The 18,824-nt window shown below is 56.7% G+C and carries 9 protein-coding genes; 1 reads left to right on the top strand and 8 read right to left on the bottom strand.

Going from position 1 to position 18,824, the window contains the following annotated elements; translation table 11 throughout:
- Positions 1–245: 245 nt before the first annotated feature.
- From ABJF76_RS19395 to repA, 8 genes are all read right to left on the bottom strand, one after another.
- Positions 246–2,510: a serine/threonine-protein kinase gene (locus ABJF76_RS19395; protein ID WP_413819972.1), complete on the bottom strand. Its 2,265-nt coding sequence runs from the start codon at positions 2,508–2,510 to the stop codon at positions 246–248.
- Entirely contained in the window at positions 2,507–3,322 is an 816-nt protein-coding gene (locus ABJF76_RS19390; protein WP_413819973.1) for a PP2C family protein-serine/threonine phosphatase, read from the bottom strand. The genes ABJF76_RS19395 and ABJF76_RS19390 overlap by 4 nt, the downstream gene beginning before the upstream one ends.
- A complete protein-coding gene (tagF, locus tag ABJF76_RS19385) occupies positions 3,319–4,038 on the bottom strand; it encodes a type VI secretion system-associated protein TagF (RefSeq protein WP_413819974.1) in 720 nt (239 codons plus the stop codon). The genes ABJF76_RS19390 and tagF overlap by 4 nt, the downstream gene beginning before the upstream one ends.
- 4 nt (positions 4,039–4,042) lie before the next feature.
- Positions 4,043–7,216 (bottom strand): type VI secretion system membrane subunit TssM, encoded by a 3,174-nt coding sequence (gene tssM / locus ABJF76_RS19380; protein ID WP_413819975.1) that lies wholly within the window; start codon positions 7,214–7,216, stop codon positions 4,043–4,045.
- Positions 7,213–8,688 carry a type IVB secretion system protein IcmH/DotU gene (gene icmH / locus ABJF76_RS19375; RefSeq protein ID WP_413819976.1) on the bottom strand — a complete coding sequence of 492 codons (1,476 nt, stop codon included), beginning with the start codon at positions 8,686–8,688 and terminating at the stop codon, positions 7,213–7,215. The genes tssM and icmH overlap by 4 nt, the downstream gene beginning before the upstream one ends.
- Positions 8,689–8,951: 263 nt before the next feature.
- Positions 8,952–10,154, bottom strand: coding sequence for a plasmid replication protein RepC (gene repC, locus ABJF76_RS19370; RefSeq protein ID WP_413819977.1), 1,203 nt, complete (start codon positions 10,152–10,154; stop codon positions 8,952–8,954).
- Between the two features lie 172 nt (positions 10,155–10,326).
- Entirely contained in the window at positions 10,327–11,322 is a 996-nt protein-coding gene (gene repB, locus ABJF76_RS19365; RefSeq protein ID WP_413819978.1) for a plasmid partitioning protein RepB, read from the bottom strand.
- Positions 11,312–12,499: a plasmid partitioning protein RepA gene (repA, locus tag ABJF76_RS19360; RefSeq protein WP_413819979.1), complete on the bottom strand. Its 1,188-nt coding sequence runs from the start codon at positions 12,497–12,499 to the stop codon at positions 11,312–11,314. The genes repB and repA overlap by 11 nt, the downstream gene beginning before the upstream one ends.
- A 446-nt stretch (positions 12,500–12,945) precedes the next feature.
- On the opposite strand from repA, the gene ABJF76_RS19355 reads away from it, so the two are divergent.
- Positions 12,946–18,824, top strand: a 5,879-nt coding sequence (locus ABJF76_RS19355; protein ID WP_413822641.1) for a beta strand repeat-containing protein, incomplete at its 3' end; no start/stop codon positions are given.

Genomic DNA, 18,824 nt, shown 5'->3' with positions numbered 1-18,824 from the left:
TCTTTTTGCAGGTTAAGTTCAGCCTGACGTCAGTACACAGAACCTATTAAGCCCTAAGCGCACAAATCGCTGTACCAATTTGGCTGACAGCTAAAGCAGCCCATGTCCGATGCCGCAACGGCGATCTTATGTCACTCATAACTGTCTCACTGTGCATTTTTGCAAATACCCTTTGAATCCGCCGCAATGCGACGATCCATTCAGGTCAAACAGGGTCCTGTTTAAATCTGACGCCACACGCTGATTTAGCGAGTCAATTCCAGATAGGCGATGTCGACAGCCCCCTGCCCGTCTAACGCCAATTCGCGCGTCATCAATGGCAGGATCGTATCAGCCAAGGTTCCGTCCTGCATCGCACCAGCGCGCACAAGCGGCGCATCGGACGCCAAGGCCACAACCATGTAAATCCCCGGCGCGGCCGACGGCAAACGGAAAGAAAAGCGCCGTTCATCACCGATAGGATCATCCAACTGACGCATCAGCGAAAACACCTGCCCATTGGGATCAACCAGCGCCAGCCAATTCTGTCGGCCCGCGCTGCCATGCACTGTGCCCAGCACGCCATTGGCGCGCGACATCGTGTTCTCGGACAAGGCCAGCTCAATGCCGGCCCCTTGTGTGCCCTGGAAGGATTTAACAAGGTCAAGAACGGCGCATTGCGACTCGTTGATGCCACGGGGGACCACCTCAGGGTTGGATCCGAACTGCGCACCAAAAGCAGAACCCAAGTCCTGCAAAGGCGCCAAGTCACGTCCAAACCCCTCAATTAGGCCCGCATTCGGCCCCTGCGACCGCAATCCCGCAAAGGTACAAACCTCTGGCACAGCCTCAGCCAAAAACGCGGCACGCGTGCCTTCAACACGCGCAAGGCCTTCTTCGACGGTTCCGGCGGTCACAGGTTCTTCACCGCCAACACTGGGCAAACCATCACCCATCAGGAAAAATGCTGCCGCCCCAGCCGCCAGCAACGCAACCAAGCCAAAGCCAACAAACAACCCCTTGCCACCGGATTTCTCCTCGACCCGTTCGGCGGGCGGCATGGTGCTTGGCGAACTTGTCGAACTGCGCGCCGCCATCGGGACGGATTGCAGACCCGGTACAACACGATCTTCAACAGGTGGCTTGGTATATCGTGGCCGCCCAGTCCCCAGACCGGTTTCACCCTTCAGAACGCGCAGCTCTTCGATCACAGCCGCCATCGAAGGCAACCGTTCCTTTGGATCAGGTTGCAGCATATGGCCCACAAGACCCTGAAAATCTTCGGGCAAGAAAGACAGATCCGGCACCGACTGGCGCTTTTGTACCGCCTCAACAAAATTGGTACCCATCGGCATCGGCGTACCCGTTAACATCCCGATCATCAAAAGACCCAACGAATACACATCGCTCGGCCCTTCGGCCTGCCCACCAAAAGCGCCCATCTGTTCGGGCGATACATACTTCAACTTGCCCGCAAATTCGTTGCCAATGGTGGCTTCCTTGACGTTGTCACTGCGCGAAATCCCGAAATCAATCAGCACAGGTTTGCTTAGATCACCGTTCTGCAACATCACATTGTCCGGCGACAAATCGCGGTGCACAACGCCAATGTTGTGGGCTCGGTCCAGCCCGTCGGCCAACTTCATAGTCAGATCAATGGTCTGACTTTGTGTCATAGCGCCGTTTTCTTTGATGGCGTCAGACAGTTTTGTGCCCTCAATAAACCCCATGATAATGGCGTGCAGGTTCAATGTTTGATTGGGTGGGACATAGGCAAAGTACCGCACGATCGCATCGTGATGCAGCTGGCGCATTGTGCGGGCTTCGCGCCGGAACATGGCCGTGACTTTGTCGTCCTCGGCCATCTCGGGTAGGATCACCTTGATGGCGACATTCTCGCCTGTGCTTGTCTCGGTTCCACGAAAGACCGAACCCATGCCGCCCTGATCCAAGCGTTCTTCGACCCGGTACATGTTGTTAATGATGGTCCCCGGTTCCAACGAACTTAAAGGGGTTGGCGCAGCCCCCGGCGAAGGTGGAATAACCGAAGCCGTGCTGGTCATCGTCGCCGGTCCAGTCCCTGCCCCCGCAGGTGGGGTATTGGTCATGGGCGGTGGCGTCGTCACCTCAGATGGTGTGGCAGGGGCCGTCGTTTTGCGACGCACATCAGAAACAACGACAGTGCGGTCATCATCGTCGTCATCAACTGCCGCTGCTGCGGCCACCGCAGCTGCACCAACAGCGGCAGATACTTCCGGTACAGGGTCCACAACGTCTTTGGACGTCTCAGCGACATCAGCAACCGGTGGAACAAAATCAGACGCCATAATCGTGCGATCATCGTCGTCTTCAATCACACTTTCAGGCGTGTCTTCGTCGACAGCGGCCACATCATCTGGCGCGGCAACAACGTCTGTTTCCTCGGGCGCAGGATCAGCCTTCGGAATAGGTTGAAACAAAATGGTTTTCTCATCGTCGTCCGACGTTGCTTCGGGCCCATTGCCAAGGCGTTGATCTTTCTTATCGCTCATAACTCGCCCCTGAATTCGGGATAATCGCTTTCAACCGCCAATGCAGGGAAACCGGTCTTGTGACAGCGCACCATAACCACCGACACATTGTCTTTTCCGCCCCGCAGCAACGCCATGGATATCAATTGTTCACATAATGGTTCTAACGAACCGGTCAGCCCGCTGTACAGCACATCTGCCAGCTCTGCGTCTTCAAAATATTCCGTCAAACCGTCAGAGCACAAAAGAAAGACATCACCGTCCAATAATGCTCCTTCCACCATGTCACACTCAGGCAGTTCGGTCACGCCAATGGCGCGGGTAATTACGTTTTTGCGCGGCCAGTCTTCGGCCTGTTCCGCAGTGATGGCCCCTGTATCAAGCAACGCCTGCACTTCGGTGTGATCGCGGGTAATGCGGGTCAACTGATCGCCACGCATCCGGTAAATCCGACTATCACCGGACCAGATGCAGGCAAAATGGTCTTGTTGGATCAGCAGCGCGACGATGGTGGATCCAATTGTGCCAGTGCCCAATTCTTCTGCTTTGGCTTGAATAGTGCTGTTGGCCGCTGTCAACCGCGCCATGAAACGCGCGCGCAAATCCATTGCCCCAGTGGGCAGCCCGACGGTTTCCAAAGCGTTGCAGATGGTCTGGCTCGCGAAATCACCCGCCGTGTGGCCTCCCATCCCGTCGGCCACAACCCACAACCCCGAAGTCGGTGCCGCCATTACTGAATCTTCGTTCAGCGTACGCACACAGCCCACATCCGTGCGCAGGGTCGTTTCAAACGACATCATCTCGTCGGTCGCCATCACCCGTCTGTCCGTCATCTCCGCCCGCTCCCTACGTCGTCTTGTTCTGTGTCGGTCTGTGCACTCTCATCATGCCTTGCACGTACGCGACTTGTCAGCAACCAACACATCGCCTCCGCATCAGGAAGGCCATTTATAGACAACCACCCTGCCTCATGCGTCATTGTGCCGGGCTGCCACCAGTGGCTGCGCCCATACTGCGCACAAAAGGCGTCTGCCTCGATGGCATCGCGAAACAAATGATCCAAATCATCGTCCTTCCGCGTCCCCCATAGCATACCTTTTGTGTCTGCGTCATAGGGCGTTCCAGAAACGGGTGGCAGATTGGCCGCTTCGATCAGCCCTTGCGCATCGCCCTGTTCCGCCGTGCGGTCCGCAATGGCGTCTAAGTGGTCGCTTAGAGCCACATATGTTGCCGCGTCATGTACGCCATGCACAGGCGGCGGCGTCACAACACCACCCGCCCCCAGCATCAACGGATAGCGCCGCCCAACGCGATCACGTGACGCCCGCCATATTCCGCACAAAGGCATGCCCAAAATATCCGGCCCGATCCAAAACCGCAGATCGGGTGCCATGTCCCAACTGTCTTCCCACGCAGACGCCAAAATCTCGCGGGTCGCGGGCAGCATCTCTTGCAGCCATGTTTCGATCACGTCCTGCGCGCGCCGTTCCAACCCAAGGGACAAAAAGTCCCCAAAGCCCGGATGCTTGCCATACAGAACGGCACTCACAGCGCTATTTTATCGCGTTTTGACACGTGATCTCCTGAAAGGACTGCATAAGAAACGGGACATCAGCCCCACCAAACTCAAGTCTGAAAGTCGCCGTATAAGGCCCCAAATCATGGGACACCTGCGCCAACGGTCCGCGCGATTGCAAACTTTCACCGCTCAGCAACGTTAGAATAGACCACCCACCACCCGGCAGTTCAATTGGCGGCTGATCCGGCACCGACAACGCAACAGATCCGCCACCCGTCCAACGCACAGGCAAAAACGCGCCTCCCGGCGTCAGGTCCAGCACTTGTTCGCCAATACGCACCGTCACAAGCGCAATAGGTGGGCTAACGGCCATCAAACGAATGCCAAACAGAACCAAAGGATCTTCCGCACCCTGTCCGAAAAACGCGGCCCTTACATCACGCACCGCCGCAAATCGATCGCGCGCCCGCGTGGACACCGGGCCAGGTACTGACGCAACCAATCGCTCCATCTGTCCACCTGGTCCGAACACCGTGCCAAATCCAACACCGACGGCCGGCCCACCAGCCACACACCGCGTCTGATCCAAAGCCATCAGTTGCGCATCCACAAAGGTCGGCGACAATGCTTCACGGACTTGGCCTAATAAACGCACGATGGTCGCCGGATATGGCGCGTCATCAGGCAAAGTTGCTGCCAAATCCCCCTGCCCCGTACGCGCCACCTCGCGTGCTTGGCGCACTGAAGCCAGCGCATGTTCTATAAACGGCGTCGCATGCCAATCCAGAAAAGGACGTTCGATGACGTCCACCTGTACCTTAGCGAACTCTGATACATTACCGTTATATTTCAATGAATTAGATAAATTCGTGTGCGCCTTGATCGCCCCAGCTAGCCGCACAAATGCTGATGTTTCGGCATCCCCTAAACGGTCAATTTGGCCAAGCGTATCCACCAAAGCCACACGTCCCAAAACCCCACGCCACGCCCGTTCGAATTCACGGGCATAAAGCGCATATAAATCCGTCGACAACTGCGCGTCGGACACCAATGCACCGGTGTCCGCAGGGCCCAAAACCCACGCATCGCGTTCAAGCTGCGCACCCGCATCGCCCACAGCCGGCACAAAGAAATCCCAATAGCCATCAGCACTATACAGGCCCGGCACCTGCAAGTTCGCCAAAGGCCGCCCATCCGAGGTGCCAAGCCCAGACGTATCGTCTACAGGATCAAACATACTCACAGACGGCAAAGTCCCCGCAGCACTGCGCACTGCGCCATAAGCGCGCTCAGCTGGGGACACATCAACAACCACATCGCGTGCACGATCAATCAAAGCACCATTGGCAGCCACCAAAGGCGTCGCGCGACTGTCCAATTCCAACATCGCCGCAAGATGCGCATTTATTGCGCGATATTCTTCATCTGCACCGATGTAATCTTCGGCCCAACTTTGGGCAAAGTAACTCTGGATGGCCAAATCGTCTTCACGACCATCCTGTTCCTTTGCGAGCAATATATAAACTTTCAACGCGCGATAGGCGTCGACCTTGCGCCCTGCCTCAATGAACTGGGCCAGATCGCGTTCGACCTGCAACATCATACGTGGGCGTAACAACTGCTCTAGGCTATCGGAATACGCCTGCACATTGGCACTGGCCAGAACATCGCGACGCGACAGGCCCACCTGTTCAATAAACGGTTGCGAGCGCGGGTTGGCGTAACCAGCAGGAATCGCCCGCATCGTCCCCAAAGCAGGCAAAAGCGGTCGGGTGGCAGGGTCGTCCACCTGTTGCGGTCCCAAAAACGCGGCCGCTCGTTGTTCATAAAGCTGCGCCTGCCCAGCCACTTCGCGCACAAGGGTGGCGTTCTTCCAAAAGCTGATCCCAAGAACCGCCATCAGTGCCACACAGGCCAAGGCGATAGCTGCTTTGCCTGACGCCCGCACAAACGCCCGGCGCATCACACGACCTCGGTCATAGCCAACCCAATCGCGTTCGGCAAAGATCACCCTTTTCAACAAATCATGCAGGAAATAGCTGCGCCCTTTACCTGACAAAAAGCCGGCCTGCCCGCCCCCTGCCCGCGCATTCATCGCACCAAGAACTTGGTCAATCGGCGTGCCCTCTTGGGTCCCGGACGTAAAATAGAACCCACGCAGGATGGCGTGGATTTTTTGCGGGTTCTCAAATATCGCACTTAGGAAAGACGTCACATTGCGTTCAAGCAATGCGATCTGTTCGGGGAACCCGTAAACCGCAATACGCGTGGCACTGTCGGTTTCTTCCATCAGGCGATCTGTGACCTCATCTGACAGCCGTCCGACAAGGGTTTCGAACTCTTTTGCGACGGCACGATGTGTCTCTGTGCGGCGGTTTCGTGTCTGAAATGTCGCGCCCCAAACACCTTTACGGCGATCTTCGTCAAAGCTTCCGAAATACTCGCGAAAGCCAGCGATCATGTCAGCCTTGGTAAAGATAACATAGACCGGAACATGCGTGTTAAATGCTGCATTCAACTCGGCCAATCGCGCGCGTACAGTTTGCGCATGAGCGATCAAACCATCCCCGGTTTCGGTCATCATGTCCGCGCAGGAAAAGGCAAGGATCACCCCATTGATCGGTTGATCGGGTCGCGCGGACTTGAGCTGCCCCAAAAATGCAGTCCAACTGTTTCGGTCCGCCGTTTCGTCACTGTCCTGCGTGGTATAGCGTCCGGCGGTGTCGATCATCACCGCCTCTTGCGCGAACCAAAAATCGCAGTTCTTTGTCCCTCCAAACCCACTGATTGACGCGGCATGGTCTCCGGGAAAATCAAGGCCGGAATGAACAAGGGCAGTTGTCTTGCCAGCGCCGGGTGGCCCGATCAAAACGTACCAAGGCAAATCATACAGTGCGGCAGCACCGCCAATCTTTTTCAGCCGCGACAGGGCTGCGCGCATCCGTTCAGCCAACAACGGTCCATCACCCGCCTGAGACGCCAGCAAACTGGTTTCCAAATCCTCCGCTGCCTTTCGCCGCGCCTGCCACCGCAAAACGGCACTAAGCAAAAGCAGCGATAAAATCGCGACAATCAACCCGATGCGCACAGGCACCAAAGAAAGCCAAGTAATGCCCGAAATTGGCAATCCAACCCATATAGCAACACAAAGCGACACCACGCCAAGAGTCGTGATCAGTGCCGATAACCAAGAAAACACGCGAATCACAACTGTTGCTCCTTACGCAAAAGGATATCCACGCGTCGGTTTTTGGCCCGCGCTGCCGGGGTGTTCGTTGTGTCCAACGGTTTCGACGGCCCTACCCCAATCGCCGACAATCGAGACGGATCCGACAACAAAGGCGCGATCACTTCCAACACGGTTTCAGCGCGGGCTTCGGACAATGCTTCGTTGGTTTTGTACCGCCCTCGTCCGCTTAATGGGATATTGTCGCTATGACCCTCGATGATAATCACGCCCCGTTCGCCCTCAAGGACTTGCCCAATACGTAACAAAACCGGACTGGTTGTTTGCAGCGTCGGCGCTCCTGGGCCAAAGCTTAGGGCTTCGCCAAGGCGAATGGTGATAAAATCACCTTCCTCCTCGATCGTCGTCAAACCCTGAGAAATCTCATTTTCCAAAAACGATGCGATGCGATCGATTTGTCCAGTTGGCGGTGCCTCATATGCGACGACCGCGCGGACATCTTGGACAGGAACGCGATCAATATCGATGTCAGGTAATGGGCGATGCAAGGAAATGATGCGGTTTTGCGTGTTTTGCGTTTCGCCAGTCAGAATCCATGCGAAGGATGCAAATAATGCGACAACCATCGCGCCCGCAATTCCAGCCACAATCCACAGCGGCAAAAGTGGCCGCAATCGTCGACCAGCCAACACCACCGGCTTCCATTTTTTAGATAGGGCAGGGGGCGTTCGCGGAACGGCATTACGCAACCGTTCATACCCAGCCTTACGAAGAGTTGCCAATGCGCGCGGCCCATCAGAAGCACCTCGGTAGTCCCCCTGAAAGCCAAGCGAAAGACAACCAAGCATCAGTTCCAGCAGTGCCGCACGTTTACCAGGGTTGGTCAGAAGAAGTTCGTACCGATCATAAAAACCGGTGCTGGGCCGATCATCATCAAACAGAGTTTTAACCAATGCATGTTCACGCCAAAACGTGGGATCAGACCCCGGCAAGATCATGGCAATGTCATCGCACGTCGCAGCCAAAGCATAACACCCATCATCGATGTCTCGGCGTTTGATTTTCGCCGTCTCGCAAAGGTCGGAAAATCGTGCAATTTCGCTGCGAAGATGATCCCGCAATGGTGCGCCATGCATTTCGACCATCCCGGTGCGGAGCCGTCCCAACAGGCCGAGAATACTCCCTGCCGCGGTCATCATCGAGTTAGAACCGCTTGTCAGATTACGCCCCGAGCTGCGGGCCGCAGCCATTAGCGACAGCTTAGGCAGAGCTTCAGATTTTTGCTCCTTCGCTTGTCGTTTCAATTCGGACGGAAGCGGCGGAGGTGGGGTTGGGTCAGGTAACTTTGCGCCAATAATGGTGGTTTCGTCGGAAGGTGTCAGTGCGCGCACCTGATGCAAGGGAGTCTGGACAGGACTAGGTCTTGTCTCTGGCAGGATTTGACCAAAGATCGTGCGATCAGAATCGTCATCATCTTTATCTGAGCCGGACATAAATTCCGCCACCCTGAGGATACACCGGCATCCGTTTTTTCGGCCCTGTTTTTGTCATAATGACGTTTCCGTTCCGTCCTGTTTCGACGGTATTAATATGATGCCTTGCGCTTCAAATATGTAGAAACGTGGCGATTTTACTGCTCGTGAAAACACTTTGCGGGTTTCAAGGCTTTCGGTCAAGTTTTGCCGCAATGTGCGCGAGGGGTTGCAGAGTTGACAGCTGTCAACTTTTCCTGCGCACAGCCAATTGTTGACAGCTGTCAACCTGCTATCTCTAATGTTTGCGAACGTTGGATTAATGCCATGATCCCTCGGGTAACCGAATATTTCCCCATCTGTGCCTGTTGCGTCAGGCGGCGTAAATAACCGCCCGGAGAACGAATGTCGTTGATGCGTTGGACGAGACAGCAAATGGTTATGCCCGCGACTTCTGGCCCCATAATCGCTACGGCATCGTCCCAAGCAGATGCGCTGATCCCAATCATTCCACGCAAGAAGGCGCCCAAACGCGCGAGGTCGTCAAAGCGAGTGACTGGACCCTGCGCATATTCTAATGCTTCGGGTACGGCTCGTAAAACGAGGGGTAAGGGGATAGAAACATCGGACGTAGCAGGTTTAGCAAGTCGGTCTGTTGGATCACCAACATTTGCAACAGTGTCTTTTCCCAAGCAAGTTTCAGAATCAAAAGGTTCTGTATCTGAATTCTGATGTTGGCGCTCAATATGGTGGGTATTGGCGCTCATTTCTTCTGCATTAGAGACGTGTTTCAACACTTGGTCCAATACGTTTTCAACAGTCTCGGCGATGTCTGTCAGTTCAGACAGTGTTAACTTGCGGCGCATCAAACGGGTCACATCAAGCAGGGTGGCAAGCAAGGCCTCCCAGGGGCCTATGTGACCCTGTTCTAGCCCATAGAGAGCCAACTTATGCGCATCGCGTTTGTGCAAAGAGATACGTTCCCGCGTGTCTCGTAGCCGGATGGCAGCGGTGCGGGCAACGTCGGCAGCTTGGGCGATCTCGGGCGCGCGTATCAGAAGGGGTCGCAAATCAAAGCCAAAGGCACGCAGAAGCTCGCCGTTAGGATCACGACGTGCGTAGCGTTTGCCGTTGGGGCTGTCGTGACGCAGGATCAGGCCTGTATCGACAAGACGGGCGAGGTGACGGCGCAAAGTGCTTTCGGCCATGCCGTGACACCGCAGGGCCAGCGCGCGATTGGAGGGAAACACCACCATGTCAGTGTTGCCGCCCAACAGCTTGCCAGGATGAAAACTTAGCAGTGCTTCGAGCACGCCGATTTCGCGATCCGTGATTTGATAGGCCTCGCGCGCATCGCAAAGCGTGCGCAACAGTTCCCACTTGTCGATATGGGGCAGGGCAGGCACGTCGGCGGCCCGTTCCGTTGCCTGCAAAAGGCCAAGCGTTACCGGCCGCTGCCCAAAGGGCGTCGTTGAAAGTCGTTCCATAAGCTGATCACAAGGCAAAAAAGTACCGTTCACCCGCCAGGTGTTGTTGACAGCCGACTCATGGAAAGCGTAGATTCGGAGGTGCTAGAACCAAATCGGAGTCTCTCAGGTCGTTATGATCTGGGGGGCTTTGTTTTTTCGGCTATGCCCGTCCTGTGCCTCCTGTTGTTTTTTACTGCTCGGTGTCTTCATCGGCGCGGGTTTCCACCCACGTCCGGTGAATTTCGGAAAGATGGTCGACAAGCCAATCTTCGAACCCGCCGCCGCCTTCGCGGGGCAGGGTAAGGACGACTTTGTCGTGGCCCATCATGGCGCGCGCGATCGGTGCGCCAGAATTTGTGCCTGTGATTGTGCGTCGCGAGGCGCGTGGTTTTGAACCCCCATCCGGCTCCGTATGTTTGGCCGCGGCGGGCGTGGTGTCATCGCCAGTCCGGATCGCGATTTCAAAGCGGTCATTGCTGTCGCTGGTCGTTGTCCCCTTGGTGGCGATCATGTCGATCATCGTCACCGCGTCTGTGTCACCCGTTTCCAGTTTATTAGCGAGTGCACTCCAGCGGTCGCGGCCTACGGAGGGGGCTGCACCGATTGTGGTGATCAGATCAGCACCAATGCGGTCCACGATCTGTAACATCCGTGACACAACCGTTTTGTCGATGGCCAGCGCGTCGCACATGGCGCGTCGGTCATAGCCTGCGTCGCGCATTTGGGCGGCAAAATTTGCCTTTTCGATGAAGGACAGGCCGCGGCGTGCATTGTTTTCCTGACCTTGCGCCATAACAAGCGCACTGTCGTCCAACTCGCGCAGCAGCGCTTTTACCGGCTGACCAAGGTCGCGCATCGCAAGCACGCGGCGTCGGCCATAGACGATTTGATAGCGTTCAGGATCGGTGGGGTGGGGCCGCACAAGCACAGGGACTTGTTGGCCGTAATCTTGGATCGAGGCAAGCAAAGCCGCGTCTTCGGTGTCGTCGCTTTCTAGCCTGTCCGTAAGCCCGCCTGCGTCGATCAGAAACGGATCCAGGTCAAGCAATGCGCGCGCCTTGAGCGCTTCGATAGATTGCGAAACAGCGCCGATCGCGCCCTTGAGAGGCCGTTTGGCAGCAGGCGCGATTTCGGCGGGTTTTGCGCCTTCGGCCATAAGACCCTGAAGCAGGTTTTTACGTGCCATTGCGCCCCCAAGCGGCTTGCACCAGTCCTTCGATTTCGCCGTTCACTGCGTTGATGGATTCCATCGCGCGGTCATAGGTGGTGCGGGTGAATTGGCCTTTTTCAACCTCGTATAGAGTCTGTTTTGTGATGCCGGCGTCCGAAATCGCAGTGGATTTCAGCACCGAGTTGTTAAGCACATGATCGCCAAAGAGCGAGCGCATAAACGTCACCATTTGGTTTTGTGGCCCGTCACCCGGTTCATAGCGCGTCACCACATATCGCAGCCAATCGTAGGACATGTCGCCCCCTGCGTCGGCGACCACGCCAAGCAGATTACTGGTCATCAAAAGGAATTGACACATCGACATCACATCAAGCATTTGCGGGTGCACTGTGACCAATACCGCCGTCGCGGCCGACAGGGCCGACATGGTCAGGAACCCAAGTTGTGGCGGACAGTCGATCACCACCACATCGTAGTCGTTTTCCACATCTGCGAGGGCTGCCCCGACACGGGTAAAGAACATCGCGCCTTCCCGCGCAGCAAGAGCGCGGGGGGTTTCGTGTTCGAATTCCATCAGGTCAAGATTGCCGGGGATGATATCAAGGTTTGTGAAATAGGTTTTGCGGATCAGGCTTTGGATCGGCACAGGATCATCATAGCGGATTGCGTCGTAAATCGTGCCTCCGTCCAGCAGATCGAATTCCGGCTGGAACCCGTGAAGGGCTGAAAAGGATGCTTGCGGATCAAGGTCGATGGCAAGAACGCGGTAGCCATCAAGCGCCATTTTCTGCGCAAGGTGGGCCGCAGTGGTCGTCTTGCCGGAACCGCCTTTGAAATTGATCACTGTGATGACTTGCAGACCGTCCTGTTCGCGTCGTCCGGGCAGGTAGGTGCCGGGGGCTTTCGCCCCCTTTTCTAGCATTTCGCGTAAGGTTTGGATATTCTGTGGCGTGTAGTGGCGCCGCCCGCCTGCGCGGATTTCGGGCTCGGGACCGCGTCCATCAAGGTGAAGTTTGCGCAAATACGCGTCTTTGACCCCGAGTAGATCGGCGACCTCGCCAGAGGTGAAGGTGCGCAAGGTGCGTTGGGCATCCGGGGGAAACAGTTGCTCGCGGTGTGCTTGCAAACGTTCAGAAAGACGCGCGGCATGCGCACCCACGAGGGTATCAATACGTGTGACATGCTTTTGCATGCGTTGTCCTGCCTGTCCTGTGTCGCCGGACTTGCTGCCCGTGCGATTCTGCCTTTGACGGAGGTCCGTCGGTTGTTCTTTACGCTGATATGCGCTTGTTTTATTGGCCTTCATCGATAGTCACACTGGGCGGGTACAACCAACTGACCTGCGTGAGTTACGTTAAAAGGCGTTTTATTCAGTCTCTAGCGTAAGTGTTTTACGGGCTTTTGTGATTCCTGCAAGACATTTCTAAATGTTGTGGGTTTCGAAACACAGGACCATAGGCCCACAACGTGGATCACATGCATCATCGATCCATACAACTAATGCGTGCTCAAAGGCCACAGTAAGGGCTTTTTTCGGGCAGTTTGCTTTATAAACTATTGCAAAAGATTTGCTCGTACGACCGCAACGTGGTTCTTTATGGTCAAATCAATTCAAGATAAATTTACGTAGGTAATATTATGACCGTTTTTCGTAGCACCTTTATTCAAACTGGTATCCGTCAACGCAGCCTGCGCAAACATTGTAGAGTAGGGCGCGCGACCGAATTGATTTTCGTTTTAGCGACGGGCGTTGCTGTGGTCATTGGCGGCAGCTCGGCACAGGCGCAAGGGGTTGATTGGCTTGGCACAACCAATGCCGTCTTTGAAAACGACGGCAATTGGGACACAGGCGTTTCGCCGATCTCAACGGATGACGTCACCATTACCAATAATACGACCAATCGGACTGTTGTGTTCGGTGTATCCGATGTGAACACATTGACCGTCAACGGTACTGGTGAACTTGTAATTCGCGATGGCGCGTCTTTGGATTCCTCCACCACAATTGGGAACGGAGGCGACCTAGAAGTCAGAGGCGATCATATCGGCACCATCGACAACCAATCTGGCGGCCTTCTGGACATCACTGCCACGGGTGATGCGGACGGTGCGGTGACGAACCGCGGTGATTTGAACATTAACGGTGGGTCTTTGACCTCGCTGACCAACTCCAACACCGGGGATGTCGATATCACTGGCGGCGGGACGGTTGATACCACCATCCTCAATACCAACAATGCGACGCTGGATGTGAACACGGGCACGCTGACCGCATCGGGGGGCACCACGAACCGTGGCAATGCCACTTTGACCGTTGATGCGGGGGCCGAACTGGCCTCGAACACCACCAACTCGGGCAATGCGACGTTGAACAATGACGGCATGCTGACGGGCACGCTGACCAACAACGCCACTGCGAACCTGAACGTGGGCAGCGACGTTGACGGAGCAGTCACCAACGCGGGTGATCTGAATGTCGGTGGCGGATCTTTGGACAGCCTTGATAACAACGCAGGCGGCGATGCGGACTTTGATGGGGCGGCGACTGTCGATACCACCATCACCAACGCAGGTGCGCTGGATGTAAACACTGGGACGTTGACGGCTTCGGGCGGTACCACCAACGAAGGCACCGGTGTGCTGACGATTGATTCCGGTGCCACGCTGGCGTCGAACACGGTGAACCAATCGGGTGGCGATCTGAACGTTGACGGTACGCTGACTGGGACCCTGAACAACCAAAGCGGCGCTGTTGTCGACATCAGTTCGACCGGCGATGTGGACGGGACGGTCTTTAACTTAGGAGATCTGAACGTTGATGGCACACTGACTGGGGCCCTGAACAACCAAGGCGGCAGTGTCGCTGATATCACGGCCACGGGTGATGCGGACGGAGTAGTCACCAACCTTGGCGATCTCAATGTGGATGGCGGCTCGCTGGACAGCCTTGTTAACGGTATCGGCGGCGATGCGGATTTTGACGGCGCGGTGACGGTGGGTACGACCATCACCAACGCAGGCGCGCTGGATGTGAACACGGGCACATTGACCGTGTCGACGAACACAGACAACTTAAACGGTGGTGTGCTGACGATTGATGCTGGGGCGACGCTTTCCTCGAACTTCGGGAACTTGAACGGTGCTGACGCGAACATCGATGGGACATTGACAGGCCTGCTGACCAACCAAAACGGTGCTGTTGCCGACATCAGTTCGACCGGGGATGTGGACGGGACGGTCTTTAACTTTGGCGACCTGAACGCTGATGGCGGGTCTTTGGGGAGCCTTGCAAACAATGCGGGCGGCGATGCGGATTTTGACGGCATAGTGACGGTTGACACCACCATCACCAACAGCGGCAATTCGACGCTAAATGTGAACAGCGGCACGTTGACCGCTTCCAGCAGCACCACGAACCGAACGAATGGGGTGCTAACAATCGATAGCGGTGCCACGCTGGCCTCGAACACCGTGAACCAATCGAGCGGCGATTTGAACATCGACGGGACGTTGACCGGCACGCTGACCAACCAAAGCGGCGGTGTGACGGACGTTACTGCCATGGGTGACGTTGACGGAGCTACCACCAATAACGGTGATCTAAACGTCGATGGCGGGTCGCTGGCCAGCCTTGATAACAACACAGGTGCGGACGCTGACTTTGATGGGGCGGCGACTGTCGACACCACGATCACCAACGCAGGCGCGCTGGATGTGAACACCGGGACGCTGACGGCATCGGGTGGCACCACCAACGAAAGTGGCGGTGCGTTGACCATCGATGCGGGTGCGGCGCTGGCGTCGAACACGGTGAACCAGTCGGGTGGTGATCTGAACGTTGACGGGACGTTGACCGGCACGCTTGATAACCAAAACGGAGGTGTTGCGGACATCGCAGCCACGGGTGATGTGGACGGTGCGGTGACGAACCGCGGTGATTTGAACATTAACGGCGGGTCTTTGACCTCGCTGACCAACTCCAACACCGGGGATGTCGACATCACTGGCGGCGGGACGGTTGATACCACCATCCTGAACACCAACAATGCGACGTTGGATGTGAACACGGGCACGCTGACCGCATCGGGGGGCACCACGAACCAAGGCAATGCCACGTTGACCGTTGATGCGGGGGCCGAACTGGCCTCGAACACCACCAACTCGGGCAATGCGACGTTGAACAATGACGGCACGCTGACGGGCACGTTGACCAACAGCGCCACTGCGAACCTGAATGCGGGCAGTGATGTTGATGGAGCAGTCACCAACGCGGGCGATCTGAATGTGAACGGCGGGTCTTTGGGCAGCCTTAACAACAACACAGGCGGCGATGCGGATTTTGACGGTACGGTGACGGTTGATGCGACCCTCACCAACCAAGCGGCGCTGGATGTGAACAGTGGCACGTTGACGGCTTTGAGCACCATCAACTCAAACGGCGGTGTGTTTACCATCGATTCCGGTGCCACGCTGGTCTCAACTCTCGGGAACTCGAGCGGTGGCGATGTGAACATTGACGGGACTTTGACCGGCCCGCTGACCAACCAAAACGGTGCTGTTGCCGACATCAGTTCGACTGGCGATGTGGACGGGACGGTCTTTAACTTTGGCGATCTGAACGTTGATGGCGGGTCGTTGGGCACCCTTGCAAACAACGCGGGCGGCGATGCGGATTTTGACGGTACTGTGACGGTGGACACCACCATCAACAACGCCAGCAACGCGACGCTGGATGTGAACAGCGGCACGTTGACGGCGTCCGGCGGCACGACCAACAGAATGGATGGTGCGCTGACGATTGATGCGGGTGCGGCGCTGGCGTCGAACACGGTGAACCAATCGGGCGGTGATCTGAACATCGACGGGACTTTGACCGGCACGCTGACCAACCAAACGGGTGGTATCACTGACATCACGGCTGCGGGTGATGTTGACGGCGCGCTGACCAACAACGGCGATCTGAATGTGACGGGCGGGTCGCTGACCAGCCTCGATAACAACCTAGGGGCGGACGCTGACTTTGACGGCGCGGTGACGGTTGACACCACGATCACCAACGAAGGTGCGCTGGATGTGAACACCGGGACGCTGACCGCTTCGGGCGGCACCACCAACGAGAGTGGCGGTGCGTTGACGGTTAATGCAGGGGCCACGCTGGCCTCGAATGTCACCAACGACAGTGGTGCGGCTTTGGTTGTGAACGCCGGTACTGTGGATGGAAACGTCATCAACAATGGTTCCGCGACGCTGAATGGAGTTGTCTCTGTCACTGGCAATTACACGCAAACGGCAAGTGCAGGATCATCAACCACCGTCGATGGCACCACCACAATCGGTGGTGCGCTGAACATCACGCAGGGTGATCTGAACGTGACCAACGGGTCTTCGTTCACCGCGACGGGTGGCGCAACCACCGTGGGCGGCACAATTAGCGGAACCGTGAATAATGATCTCAGTTCGACTGGTGATGTCGATGTTACCAGCACGGGATCCGTCACCGGGACACTTACCAATTCTGGCATAGGTTCAAGCAATGCCGGTACGGTTGGCGCGTTGATCAACGCTGCTGGTACGTTTGAGAACACGGGCACCATCACAGGTCTTGCTGATATCAACGCAGGCACCTTCACCCTGAATGGCGGTTCGGTTGGAAGTGTCGCAAACGACGCCACGGTTGAAGTTTCCTCGGCTTCGACTGTGACCGGCGTCTTTACCAACAACGGCACCACCAACATTGCGGATGGCCAAACGCTAAGCGCGGATACCATCGAAAATGAAAGTGGTTCGATCAATGTCGGTGCGAATGCGACGCTGGCCGGGACGGGCAATACGATCAACAACGCAGCGGCGACGAATGTAGCCGATGGCGGTACGGTGATGGACGCAGGTGCCATCAACAATCTTGCGACCGGGTCCTTCGTCTTTAATGGCGATGGCACCTTGGCTGCGGATACTGACGGGGCCGGAAACGAAGGTATCTCGAACGCTGGATCCATCAACTTCAATGGTGGCGCGGGCACCACCGTCACCGTCACCACGGGCGGGACGGGGACATTCGTCAACGATGGAGGAACTGTTACCGTCGCAACAGGGTCCAATGTCGATGTGACAGGCGTCGGTGCGTCTGGCCTGACCAATGCTTCAGGCACTGCCACCCTCGACGGGACGTTGACCGGTGCGTTGACCAATGCGGGCACTGCAAACCTGAATGCAGGCAGCGACGTTGACGGTGCGGTCATCAACACTGGCGATCTGAACGTTGATGGCGGGTCTTTGGCGAGCCTTGATAACAACACAGGCGGTGACGCGGACTTTGATGGGGCGGTGACGGTTGATACCACGATCACCAACGCAGGTACGCTGGATGTGAACACCGGCACGTTGACCGCTTCGGGCGGCACCACAAACGAGAGTGGCGGTGCGTTGACGATTGATTCCGGCGCGGTGCTGGCGTCGAACACGTTGAACCGGTCGGGCGGCGATTTGAACGTCGACGGGACGTTAACTGGTACGCTATTCAACCGAAACGGCGGCGTCACTGACATCACCGCAGCCGGTGATGTTGACGGTGCGGTCACCAACACTGGTGATCTGAACGTCAACGGTGGGTCGCTGACCAGCCTTGATAACAACGCGCGCGGTGATGCGGACTTTGATGGTGCGGCGACTGTCGATACCACCATCACCAACACTGGTGCGTTGGATGTGAACACCGGGACGCTGACTGCATCGGGTGGCACCACGAACCGTGGCAATGCCACTTTGACCGTTGATGCGGGGGCCGAACTGGCCTCGAACACCACCAACTCGGGCAATGCGACGTTGAACAATGACGGCACGCTGACGGGCACGCTGACCAACAACGCCACTGCGAACCTGAACGCGGGCAGCGATGTGGACGGAGCAGTCACCAACGCGGGTGATTTGAATGTTGATGGCGGGTCGCTGACCAGCCTTGATAACAACACAGGCGGCGATGCGGACTTTGACGGGGCGGTGACGGTTGACACCACGATCACCAACGCAGGTGCGCTGGATGTGAACACCGGCACGCTGACCGCTTCGGGCGGCACCACCAACGAGAGTGGCGGTGCGCTGACGATTGATGCGGGTGCGGCGTTGGCGTCGAACACGGTGAACCAGTCGGGTGGCGATTTGAACGTCGACGGGACGTTGACGGGCACGCTTGATAACCAAAGCGGCGGCGTCACGGACATCACTGCAACCGGCGACGTTGATGGCGCTGTCACCAACGCGGGCGATCTGAATGTGAACGGCGGTTCGCTGACCAGCCTCGATAACAATCTAGGTGCGGACGCTGACTTTGATGGGGCGGCGACTGTCGACACCACCATCACCAACGCAGGTGCGCTGGATGTGAACACCGGGACGCTGACGGCATCGGGTGGCACCACGAACCGTGGCAATGCCACTTTGACCGTTGATGCGGGGGCCGAACTGGCCTCGAACACCACCAACTCGGGCAATGCGACGTTGAACAATGACGGCACGCTGAC

It is taken from the genome of Tateyamaria sp., assembly GCF_039940735.1.
GTDB lineage: Bacteria > Pseudomonadota > Alphaproteobacteria > Rhodobacterales > Rhodobacteraceae > Tateyamaria.
The sequence above is the reverse complement of the archived record's forward strand: the minus strand, read 5'-3'. Positions and strand labels throughout refer to the sequence as shown.